This window comes from Sulfurospirillum diekertiae (assembly GCF_002309535.1).
GTDB lineage: Bacteria > Campylobacterota > Campylobacteria > Campylobacterales > Sulfurospirillaceae > Sulfurospirillum > Sulfurospirillum diekertiae.
The window spans coordinates 1,097,838-1,109,326 of sequence record NZ_CP023275.1 but is presented as its reverse complement, the minus strand read 5'-3'; the positions used below and the strand labels follow the sequence as shown (position 1 = coordinate 1,109,326).

10 protein-coding genes are annotated in these 11,489 nt (G+C 38.5%); 8 read left to right on the top strand and 2 right to left on the bottom strand.

Going from position 1 to position 11,489, the window contains the following annotated elements:
• Nucleotides 1–28: 28 nt before the first annotated feature.
• From rpsF to rpsR, 3 genes are all read left to right on the top strand, one after another.
• The gene (gene rpsF, locus SJPD1_RS05710) at nucleotides 29–436 is read left to right on the top strand and encodes a 30S ribosomal protein S6 (protein WP_088437302.1); all 408 of its coding nucleotides are present in this window, start codon (nucleotides 29–31) and stop codon (nucleotides 434–436) included.
• Between the two features lie 13 nt (nucleotides 437–449).
• Entirely contained in the window at nucleotides 450–959 is a 510-nt protein-coding gene (locus tag SJPD1_RS05705) for a single-stranded DNA-binding protein (RefSeq protein WP_087438333.1), read from the top strand.
• Nucleotides 960–1,065: 106 nt separating this feature from the next.
• On the top strand, nucleotides 1,066–1,332 hold the full coding sequence (rpsR, locus tag SJPD1_RS05700; RefSeq protein WP_012856656.1) for a 30S ribosomal protein S18: 267 nt from the start codon (nucleotides 1,066–1,068) through the stop codon (nucleotides 1,330–1,332).
• 45 nt (nucleotides 1,333–1,377) lie between these two features.
• On the opposite strand, the gene lon is transcribed toward rpsR, so the two are convergent.
• Both lon and SJPD1_RS05690 read right to left on the bottom strand, forming a co-directional pair.
• Nucleotides 1,378–3,801 (bottom strand): endopeptidase La, encoded by a 2,424-nt coding sequence (gene lon / locus SJPD1_RS05695; RefSeq protein WP_096046357.1) that lies wholly within the window; start codon nucleotides 3,799–3,801, stop codon nucleotides 1,378–1,380.
• A 115-nt stretch (nucleotides 3,802–3,916) separates the two neighbouring features.
• Nucleotides 3,917–4,564: an outer membrane protein assembly factor BamD gene (locus SJPD1_RS05690; RefSeq protein ID WP_096046356.1), complete on the bottom strand. Its 648-nt coding sequence runs from the start codon at nucleotides 4,562–4,564 to the stop codon at nucleotides 3,917–3,919.
• Nucleotides 4,565–4,731: 167 nt separating this feature from the next.
• Between SJPD1_RS05690 and fliW the strand changes: the two genes are divergently transcribed.
• Genes fliW through SJPD1_RS05665 form a run of 5 tightly spaced genes read left to right on the top strand, consistent with a single transcriptional unit; the run spans nucleotide 4,732 to nucleotide 11,409 of the window.
• Nucleotides 4,732–5,127, top strand: a complete 396-nt coding sequence (fliW, locus tag SJPD1_RS05685) for a flagellar assembly protein FliW (RefSeq protein WP_096046355.1) — start codon at nucleotides 4,732–4,734, stop codon at nucleotides 5,125–5,127.
• Nucleotides 5,128–5,187: 60 nt separating this feature from the next.
• Entirely contained in the window at nucleotides 5,188–9,366 is a 4,179-nt protein-coding gene (locus tag SJPD1_RS05680) for a Calx-beta domain-containing protein (protein ID WP_096046354.1), read from the top strand.
• A complete protein-coding gene (locus SJPD1_RS05675; protein WP_096046353.1) occupies nucleotides 9,366–10,043 on the top strand; it encodes a hypothetical protein in 678 nt (225 codons plus the stop codon). Before SJPD1_RS05680 ends, SJPD1_RS05675 begins: the two co-directional genes overlap by 1 nt.
• Nucleotides 10,040–10,951: a prepilin-type N-terminal cleavage/methylation domain-containing protein gene (locus SJPD1_RS05670; RefSeq protein ID WP_168171327.1), complete on the top strand. Its 912-nt coding sequence runs from the start codon at nucleotides 10,040–10,042 to the stop codon at nucleotides 10,949–10,951. The genes SJPD1_RS05675 and SJPD1_RS05670 overlap by 4 nt, the downstream gene beginning before the upstream one ends.
• Complete coding sequence (locus SJPD1_RS05665; protein ID WP_096046351.1) at nucleotides 10,951–11,409, top strand: type IV pilus modification PilV family protein; 459 nt, start codon at nucleotides 10,951–10,953, stop codon at nucleotides 11,407–11,409. Before SJPD1_RS05670 ends, SJPD1_RS05665 begins: the two co-directional genes overlap by 1 nt.
• Nucleotides 11,410–11,489 lie beyond the last annotated feature (80 nt).

Below are 11,489 nucleotides of genomic sequence, written 5' to 3'. Positions count from 1 at the left end.
ATTTGGGTGAAATCCAGAAGGAGAAACGATGCGACATTATGAGTTGCTTGTTGTAGTAAAACCTACATTAACCGTAGAAGAACTACAAGCAAAACTAAGTTTTCTAAAAGAAATTTTAGAGAAAAATGGTGCAGTTATTGCTGCAACACTTGAGATGGGTACACGCAAACTTGCGTATCAAATTGATAAATTTGAGCGTGGATCTTACGTAGTATTTTACTTTACTGCCCCAACACCAGCTATTGCTGAAGTTGAAAGACTTATCAGAATTACTGAAGAGTTTATCCGCTTTATGACTGTTAAATTTGAAAATCAAAAAGAACTTAGATTCTGGAACAAACAAGTTGATAAAATCACTAAAAAGAGTGATGCACCAGCAGCACCAGTTGTTGAATCTAAAGAGATCGTAGAAGACACTGTTACAACTGAAGCTTAATTAAGGAGCCATGATGTTCAATAGAGTAATTATGCTTGGTAACCTCACACGTGATTGTGAACTTCGCTATTTACCCAATGGTGGTGCAGTTTGTACCACTGGACTTGCGACCAATCGTCGCTTCAAAAAGCAAGATGGAAGCCAGGGTGAAGAGGTTTGCTTTATCGACATCACCTTTTTTGGACGTACTGCAGAAATCGCCAATCAATACTTAAGCCGTGGCAAAAAAGTATTGGTGGAGGGCCGTTTAAAGCTCGATCAATGGACTGATCAACAAGGAGTAAAGCGCTCTAAGCACTCTATTACCGTTGAAACACTTCAAATGATGGATTCACGTGGTGGACAAGAGAGTGGTGGTGCAGAAGGTGGTAGTTATGGTGGTGAGCCTATGGCAACGCCAAATGTCGGTTACAATAATGCAAACCAGCAAAAACCAGCTGCCTATCCAAGACAATCTACTCCTGAATATAGTGGTCATGAAATTCCGGACATCGATATTAACGATGACGAGATACCGTTTTAGCGATTTTTACATTTCTATGTAAAAATATCTGCCTTGAAGAAGGCAAGCTTTAGTGACAATTAGGCTTTGCCTAAGAGTCGTTATAAAAATAAGTAAAGGATAAAAAATGGCAGAGAAAAGAAAATTTGCACGCAAATATTGCAAATACTGTGAAGCAAAAGTAGAATACATTGATTATAAAGACGCAAAAATTTTGAGACATTCTCTTTCAGAGAGATATAAAATTATGCCACGTCGTTTAACAGGTAACTGCAAAAGACATCAAGAGATGGTAGAACTAGCGATCAAACGCGCTCGTGCTACAGCAGTTATTCCTTACATCATCGACACTCAAAAAGTTGTGGCTGTTCCTTTCGAACAACTTCAACAATAGTCTTTACATGTAAAGCTAGATGGTCTCCCATCTAGCTTCTTCTTTCTACTTCACTAACGCATACTCCAACACCTCTTCAACACGAGATACTGGGATAATTTTCATCTTTTCTTTCACTTCATCAGGAATTTCATCAAGATCTTTTTCATAGTTTTTCTTAGGAATGAGCGCCGTTTTAATCTTCGCTTTGTATGCGGCAATCAGCTTCTCTTTCAATCCACCAATCGGTAAAACCTTTCCTGTCAAAGTCAGCTCACCGGTCATTGCAAGGTCACTTTTGACTTTCTTATCGCACAGAATAGAAGCAATTGCCGTTGCCATCGTTACACCTGCACTTGGACCATCTTTGGGTGTAGCACCCTCTGGAACGTGAATGTGAAGGTCATAACGTCTGTAAACATCACTTGGTTCGACCTTTCTTGCACTGTCTTCTTTATCAAGCCCAGTTGTTGGAATGATAGAAAGCGGCACATCAATTTTGCCATTATCAATCAAGACTTTCACCACGCTAAGCGCAATTTTGGCAGACTCTTTCATGACATCGCCGAGTGAGCCTGTAATTTGAATGCCACCTTTTCCTTGGATACGAATCGCTTCGACTTTAAGGACATCGCCACCGACACTTGTCCAAGCAAGACCATTGACAATACCAACACTATTTTCTTTATCGACTTCATCAATTTCAAAAACAGTTTTTGGCAAGAACTCTTTCAGATTTGTATTGGTAATGCTCACTTTATCAATTGCTGGATTTGTCAAAAGCTGTTTGGCTACTTTTCGCAAAATATCGGCAATGCGACGACGCAAATTTCTAACACCCGATTCACGCGTGTAATTTGAGATGATCAGTTGTAGCGTAGGCTTAGAGATGTTAATCTCATTGTTTTTCAAACCATGTTTTTTCAGCTCTTGGGGAATGAGATATTTTTTAGCGATCTCGTACTTCTCTTGTGGCGTATAGGAATTGACAAAAATAAACTCCATACGATCGCGAAGCGGTGCAGGAATAGAGCCTACTTCATTGGCAGTCGCGATGAAAATCACTTTGCTAAGATCAATGTTAAAGTTTAGATAATAGTCTCTAAACTTGTTATTTTGCTCAGGATCAAGCACTTCTAAAAGCACCGCCGTTGGATCGCCTCTGAAGCTTCGTGCGACCTTGTCGATTTCGTCTAAAACCACCACAGGGTTCATCTCTTCAGCTTCGATGATACCTTGCACAATGCGCCCAGGCATCGCGCCAATGTAGGTGCGTCTGTGACCTCGAAGTTCATTAACATCTTCGAGTCCTCCCAAAGCGATACGAACCAATTTGCGCTTCAACGCCTTGGCTATCGAGTTTGCCAAAGAGGTTTTACCCACACCCGGAGGGCCTGCAAAACATAAGATTGCTCCATTGGCATTTTTTTCAGCAATGCCACGTTTGGAGAGCAGTTCACGCACCGCAAAAAACTCTTCGATGCGCTCTTTGGGTTTTTCAAGCGAATAATGGTCTTTATCGAGCTGTGATTTGACCTCTAGGACGTCAAGGTTTTTCTTAGCCGCTTTGCCAAAAGGAATCTCAATAACCCAGTCAAGATAGCTTTGAATGAGATTAGCATCCGCAGAATCTGGGTGCATGCGGGAGAGTTTATCGATCTGTTTTTTGATCTCTTTGTACGCATCCTCTTCCATGTACTCTTTTTTAGCTTCAAGCTTTTTACGGTACTCTTCGATCTCTTCTTCGCGTTGGTTATCAGTTCCAAGCTCTTTTTGAATCTGCTTCAGTTGCTCTTTTAAAAAATACTCTTTATTCACTTTCTCAATCTGCGAATGCACTTTGGTTTTGATCTCTTTTTTAAGACGACTTGACTCAATCTCTTCGATCACATAATCAATCAGTTGGAGAAGTCTGGTCTCATCATCTTCTTCAACAAAAAGCTTATAGGCTTGCTCTTTTTTGAGTTTCATGCTACTCGCGACAAGATCGGTGATGCGGTGAATGTCGCTGTTATCTTCAATGGTTTTAATAAGATCAGGTGGAAATTGACCGCCAAGTGATCCAAGAAGAGAAACTTTTTCGCGCAAAACTGCCAAGGTTGCGTCTACTTTCATTGCTTCTGAGCGATGCGTTGGAATTAGCTCTATCGTTGCTCGAAGGGGTGTGCTCGTGAGCTCTTTTAAAATTCTTCCTTTTTGCATTCCTTGAAAAAGAATCTTAACGCGTCCATCAGGAAGATCAACCTTACGCATGATAGAACCGATAACGCCTGCTGGGTAAATAGCATTAAAATCGCGTCCGTGTTCACTGCCCACTTTGGCGGTACAGACCATGACTAAAGAGTTGTGATCCAGGGCATCGTTCGCCGCACGAATGTTCTCTTCATCCGTTAAAAAAAGGGGGGAAATCATAAAAGGGTATAAAAATAGATTGTCTTCTACGACAATGGGTATGTCCGCGGGAAATGCGGTATAGTCGCTGAGTTTCATCGCTCAATCTCCGTTATGTGTGTTTTATAATAGTTTACATGTAAGGGCATAAGAGCTAAGCCCTTATGCGATAATTAGATTGTATAGTAAAGAAGTAAATAAAAAGTTTTAATAACTACTGTTTTTCAAACCAAGAACGGTACCATGGTATCGCAGGTTCTATACTTTTAGCACCACCCAATGAAGATTTATTCAGTTTTTCTTCATACGATTTTGCAGCTTCTGGCTTGTCCACTCTCTCGTAAAGATCTTTGATGTTCGTATCTAAAAGATACTCACCCAACTCCAAACGTACCAAAACCGTCTCAGCTAGAGGGCGAAATTTGGAATTTGGATAACGCGCAAGAAAATCTTTGGTTTGCGTAATGGTGTCGAGCAGCAACTGTTGATTACGATTTGGATTTGGGAATGCTTCGTAATTTGCTTTGATTTTCATGTAACGAACATGATCTGCATTGGCTTTGCTACCATAACGTTTGAGGTACTCATCCAGATAAAAATTTGCCAAAACATACTCTTCATCTTGAATGTGCGCGTTGGCTAGCATCGTCATCGCTTCAGGTAAAAGTGGGGATTCGATATGCTCACTGGCCAATGAGGTGTAAAGCGAGTCTGCTTTTTCCAAATCTTGGTTCTTGATCTCTTTTGCGATCTCTTCATACCAATAGGTTGCTGGCATATTGAAAACCTCTTTATCTTTAGAGGCACAACCGCTCATAAAAGCCACCAATGACGCCACAATAAGAACATTTGCTATCTTCATTCACTCTATCCTTTGTGTTAAAAAAACCTATTGTATCTTCTTTTTTGTTATCTTAAAATAAAACGCGTTTTTTTCGCTTTGAAGTCGATTTCTTTTGTGCTGCTTGCCTTATTTAACATACAAAATGATACAATAGATGAAATATTTGTTTTTTAAAAAGGAATAGTATGATCTTCTCTGTGAAAGCGCCGATCCCTGGATTTGAAACCATCAAAGAGGTAGAACTGGAAAAAATTGATGAGTTTTTCGTCAAATTTATCTCGAAATCCGATCCGACTACCTTTACACTTATTAACCCTTTTATGCTCCGCCCTTACGAATTTGAAATCCCCGAATACTTTAGAACCCTGCTCGACATCAACGAAAAATCGAACATTCTTATCTTAAACATCATGATTATCGCCACACCAATCGAAACCTCAACGATTAACTTCATCGCCCCACTCGTCTTCAATGTCGACAACCAAAGCCTAGCACAAGTCGTACTAGACGCCAATCAACATCCTGATTTTGGGCTTATGGAGAGTATTTCACTGTTTTTGAATAAAGAGAAATCTGAGTAGAACGTGACGCGTTTTATGCGTTTTTGGCTTTTACATGTAAAGATATTTTAGAGGTAATGTATGAAAAAAAATAGTCTTATGTTCAATTTGATGAAAACTGTTTTATTTTTTATTTGTCTACAGACATTACTTTTTGCCGAATCACCTGATTATCCAGGCAATTGTAGCAATCCAACAACTGCAAGTACATTTAATTTTACAACAGCTACCTCAACTCTTTCAAAACCAGGGAATGTTACTTATTCAGGGTCTTGGTGGTGGGGGTACACTGAAGATAATGACTTTTTTTTGGTTACTACACCAAAAGCAGGAACATTGACCATTACGATAAGCGGTTCAAATGCTTTTTTTACTACAGCAAACAATTCATGCCCAACGAGAAATAGTACATCACGAACAACCTATACAATTCACTTAGACAGTGCAACTACTAATTTTAATATTGGTGTATTTACAAATTTGGGATATTCTCCTAATTACACTCTTTCTGTCACATTCACCCCAGATATTATTACGCCTTCCTTTTCGATTGCTGATACAACTTTAAACGAAGGAAATGTTGGCATATATACCAAAAACATTCCAGTAACTCTCTCTGATACTAATGGCAATACTGTTACTGTCAACTATGCTACATCCAATGGAACTGCCATCACAGGCAGCGATTACAATGTAACTTCAGGAACACTAACATTTTCAGGAAGTACAACCACACAAAATATTCCTGTGAAAATCAATGGTGATACGACAAATGAAAACGATGAATATTTTTATATCACACTATCGAATGCTACAGGTGGAGCAACGATTAAAGATAATCGTGCAACAATTACTCTACTCAATGATGATGGAGGAGCCACTCATGCAGGTGAGCGTGATTTTCTAATCCGAAATCCAATTAGCACACAAAATATTAAAGGCAATATAAAAGTTATAGGAAATACTGTGTTATGCTATAAGCAAAATGGACAATGTGTGGACACAAATTCTGCAAATAACCAAGTAAGTCTTAGCTTTATTGATACGAGTAGTACAGTTCATACATATAACAATTCTTCTCAAGCTCAAATATCTAGTGTTCCATCTACAGCAAAAGTTCTTTGGGCTGGACTATACACACAAGGATATATGGGTAAAAATTATAATGATACTACTTCTGCGCTTATGGGAACGCCTGTTTATCTGATAACACCAAGCGGTACCTCTATTGCTACGACACCTAATGTTATCGATGTTTATGAGTATACAGATAACCATTATACATACTCAACATTTAGTGAAGTTCCTACACTAAAAGGTATGACAGGTAGCCAAATAAATGGATATTTTACAGGTGCTAACATCAAGGCACGGGAAGGGGATGATGACGGAACACTTGGATATTTTGCTGCTTGGTCCTTGGTTGTTATTTACCAAGATGACTCAGAGTCTCTTAAAAATATTTCAGTATTTGATGGATATAAACGTGTTTCAAACGATACTGGGTACCAAAATGTAGATATTACTGTTGATGGGTTTTTAACACCAACAAGCGGAAATGTCAACTCAGCTCTTTCAGTATTTGTAGGAGAAGGTGATAAGAATATTGCTGGAGATTCTATCTTCCTTAACAATATCCAAATTCCAGATGAAGATAATGACAATGCTTTTAACTCTACGGTAAATGGCTTTACACCTAATCCAAATCCTGTCAATTTCCAAGGAATTGACATACACAATTATGATGTTGGTATTGATGGCAACACATCTCACGCCCAAATTATTGGTAATAGTGAAACGAGTGCAACGATAAGATTGCATACTGAAAAATATACCGACAATAGTGCCGATACTTATTTCCCTAGTATGGTTGCCTTTACAACAGAACTTTATGAACCACGTGTTTGCTATGTCGAAGCTTATTATACAGAAGATGGGAATACAACCCTAACAAGCGCAAATGTTGGTGATATTATTACCATTAAAACATGGATCGCTAATATGAAAAAAGATGCCAGTGATGGCAACTTGGAGACAGCAGAAAAGGTTGAAATCACCATGGAGCATGATGATACTAACCTTGCCTACCAATCGGAAAGCACAAAAATACAAAATGTTGGAGAGAGCGCATATACTAGTAAAACCGATGCCAGTGATAGTGATATAGCAACGTTTACATCTGATACAAATACTTCCTTATGGCATATTGGTACAGGTGCAAATGCTACAAATGGTGGTGATTTAACGCCAAATGTTACTAATGATGCTGCAAATAAAGCTTATATTTCCTTTAAAGAGAAAATACAAACATCCGGCGATATTACTATCGCCAATATCTATAAAGTCTCTTACGAAAACTCTAGCATGGGACTTCGTATAGGAGATGAATCTCCTGTAAATATTGGAGTATGTAAAGATTTCAACAGTTCTATTGCTGTTAGTGCCCCATTAGGTGTTTTTAATGTCGTTAATCAAAATTTCTCAGGTTCATCAGACCCCAAAGATACTACCGATAGCCTTAATGCTCTTTATACGCAAGTTGTAGGGCAAAATTTTACTGTTAAACTTTTAGCACTCAATTCTGATTATATTACACTCAAAAGTTACACGGGGGATGTTAATCTAAGTTTAATTTCAAAACCAAACTACTTAATAACAGATACAGACGATCAAAAGCAAGCAAAATGTGATGCGGCATCATCCTTGAACACCGCTCAGACCATAACTTTCGCAAATGAAAGCTTAAAAACTCTGACACTTAATTACTCAACCGCTTATCAAGATGTTGCTTTCAAAATAGCTTATAGTGATAATAATACACGCAAGTATGTCTGTTCACGAGATAGCTTTGCTATTCGTCCAGCAACCTATTCATTGGCGGCAAGCTCCACAAACCTTATTGGGGGGAAAACTTATACCCTAACCGCGAATGCATTGACCAATACTTCTGCTGTCGCAACGGGATATAATCAAAGCATTACAACCTCATCAACAGATAAAAATGCAACAATTGATCTTATTATTCCAACAGGATGTACTCTTGATAAAAATAGTACCAATATGGCACTTTCATTTACCAGTGGTGTAGCAACAAATACCAGCTTTACTTATAATGAAATAGGAGATGTTAATGTTACCGTTGCTGATAATAATTGGACAGCAATAGATCAAAATTCAAATAGTGATTGTTTAGTGGGAAGTACCACATCAACCCCTGATGGAAATGGTAAAGTGGGATGTCTTATACAAAAAACAGCACCGTTTACGTTTAGTCCAAAACAGTTCAATAATGAGTTGACACTTCAAAACTTTAACGATGGCAATTTTACCTACATATCAAATGACAACACAATGAGTGCTGAAGCGCTTTTAACAACAACGGCTGTTTTAAACGATGCGACAACAACAGCAAAAAACTATACTGCAAAGTGCTATGCACGAGATATTGACTATACAATTAAACTTATCAATAATAAAACCTTATCAAATTCGACGACCCAAAATCGTATTCGCTATTTTGAAGATGGGACAACATCCAATTTGGAGAATAATGCAACATTAAGTCAAGCAACTTTTAGCTCCTCTGAAGGCAATTTTACCAATGGTTTATCTAATTTAAAAATGCTATTTAACTTCACGCGCGATAGCACAAAAGCTGACGAACCATTTAAAATTGCAAGAAATGATTTTAATATTACTAGTGTTGTTGATAGTAATGGAACAACAGGAACTGACTTTAATCGTACAAATGACCACAATACAACATTTTATTATGGTCGTGCTTTTGCACCTGATTATACATTTGTAAAAAATCCTGGAACAGCAAGTATTTACTATGAAGTCTATTGCAAAGATTGTAATACGACTAAGCGATCTTCTTATGGACTTGATGGGAATGAAAGTGTTAAAGCAATCAATTGGTATCAAAATACAAACCATACGAGTACAATGGGAACCATTAATCCTATACCAACACAAACATCTAAGTTTTCATCTCCTTATGATGCCAATACAACAACAAACCCAGCGACACAGGTTCTTACAGCAACGAGTGTACCATTAACGGATAAGATCAATCTCAATTCTGTTACTTGGCTACAATATTATCCAACCTACTACACCGTTACATTTACAGGCTCAGGTGATTGGGCAGGAGCAGGAACTGTTAAGAATTCATCAAGTGATACCAATGTAACAGGTGCTACGATAGATGCAACAGTAAAAAGTGGAGCACGCATCCAAAAAAGGTTAGACTGGTGATGCGCTCAGCTATGTCGATGATAGAACTTGTTTTTGCTATTGTTATTATGGGTATTGTTGTGATGAGTTTGCCCCTTGTTTTACTGCAAACGCAACGAGGAAATGCCCTAGCACTTGAGCAAGAGGTTATTTTAGCGACAAAAACAAGACTCGCGTTTATTCTCTCTCACGAATGGGATATCAACTCTTACGATGGAGATGCCAGTACATCACGCGTTTTAGATACAACAGCCTCAGCTAATGCAGATAATGCTTTTGATACTACCACAACAAGAAGAGCCGGCCATATAGAAGCTGATGAGAGACGAAGGCTTCGAGATGATAAATTAACACCTACATTAAAGTCTGGGGCAGATTGGAATGCAACAACACCAATGGATATTGATGATTTTGATGGTAAAACCAGTAGCGTTAGCGTGACAGCAGCTGATATGGACTATATTTATAGTATTTCACTTACCTCTAAAATTGACTATATTGGTGATGCTTTACAAAGTGGTGCTTATGCCAGTAGCTCAAGCATTACTTTTACATTTAATCCCACAAGTACTCAAACAAATCCTACCAATATCAAAATGATCAGCGTTACCTCTTCAGGGAGCGATGCAAATGTAACTCTACGAGCTTTTGCCTCCAATATTGGTGAAAGTGGTATTTTAAAAAGGAGTTCATGGTGAAAAAACGCTCTGCTTTTACCATGATAGAACTAGTTATGGTTATCGTTGTTTTAGGCATTGTGGCGAGTATTGGAGCAGATATTATTGCTTCTTTATACAGTAACTACCTTCGTGTTCGCACGATCAACCGCCTTGAAGCCCAAACAGAGATTACATTAGAGCAAATTGCTAAGAGACTTCAGTATCGTATTAAAGACAGTGTGATTGCACGTAAAACAGGTGATTATTTAGCCCTTTCTGATTCCAGTGTTGATGATACATATAACATCCTTGAATGGATTGGCTACAGTAATGAAAGTATGCTTGGGTATGATGGACAACCGGGATGGACAGGCTTTATAGATCTTGATAGCACCGATACGAACAGTTCAGCAGGAACCCATGGAACGCTCAAAACATCCGAAAGCAACCTTACAAAAGCCAGCACTATTATGAGCGCTTTAACAAATGGTGATATTGATCTCTCAACAGCCGCAAAAGCTGCTGTACTTATTTTTAAAGGTAGAGGTGCTGATGTATCAAAATATGGTTGGAGTACAACTGCCAATGGTGATGGGGAGTATACTCTTCGCGTCATACGCCAAAGTGATACTGTTTTTAACATCATTGATACAGCGCCTAGTGAAATTTATGAGCAATATTATCTTGCACACAGTGCGTATGCCATTGTTCCTAGTGCCACAAATTCTCAAGATTTCAATCTGACACTTTACTACAATTATCAACCGTGGCTTGGTGAAAATTACAGTGATGCCAACATGCCAAATCAAGTATTGGCAGAACATGTCAATCTCTTTCGATTTCGCCAAGATCAATCTATTATCCATCTCAAGCTTTGCTTACACGATGCGAACGAAACAGGACTTGATAACTACATTGTAGTCTGTAAAGAAAAGGTGATTTACTAATGCGTAAAGGTTTCAGTTTAATGACCGCAATTCTTTTTATGGTCGTCGTCGCGTCATTGGGTGCTTTGGCTCTTTCATTTTCGGCACTAAGTGTTAAACAAACCAGCGACACCTATTTAAAAGAACAAGCAGAGCTTTTAGTGCAAAGTGCTGCAGAGTATGCTCTTTTGGCTATTTCTGCGCATAATTTTTCTAACAATTGCCTTAACACTATCAATGCACAATACCCCAATACAGGAACCAACGCCCTATTTGATATTAACATTTCACTCTATTATTTAGGAAGAAATCTTCCTGCTGGATGCCAAACACCGAGTGGAACAACGACAACAAGTAATATCGATACAAATGACTCAAATCTTACTGTTATTATCGACACCATTGTTTCAACCGTGACTGACAATAACATCTCCACAGAGCCCATTCGCCTTCATCGCCGTACCATCCAAAAGCCGTAAAACAAGCCCAAAATTCTCCTTTTCATTTAAGGTTTTATTTGTTATACTGACTCTACAAACCCTTGCAAGAGGGAAGGAAA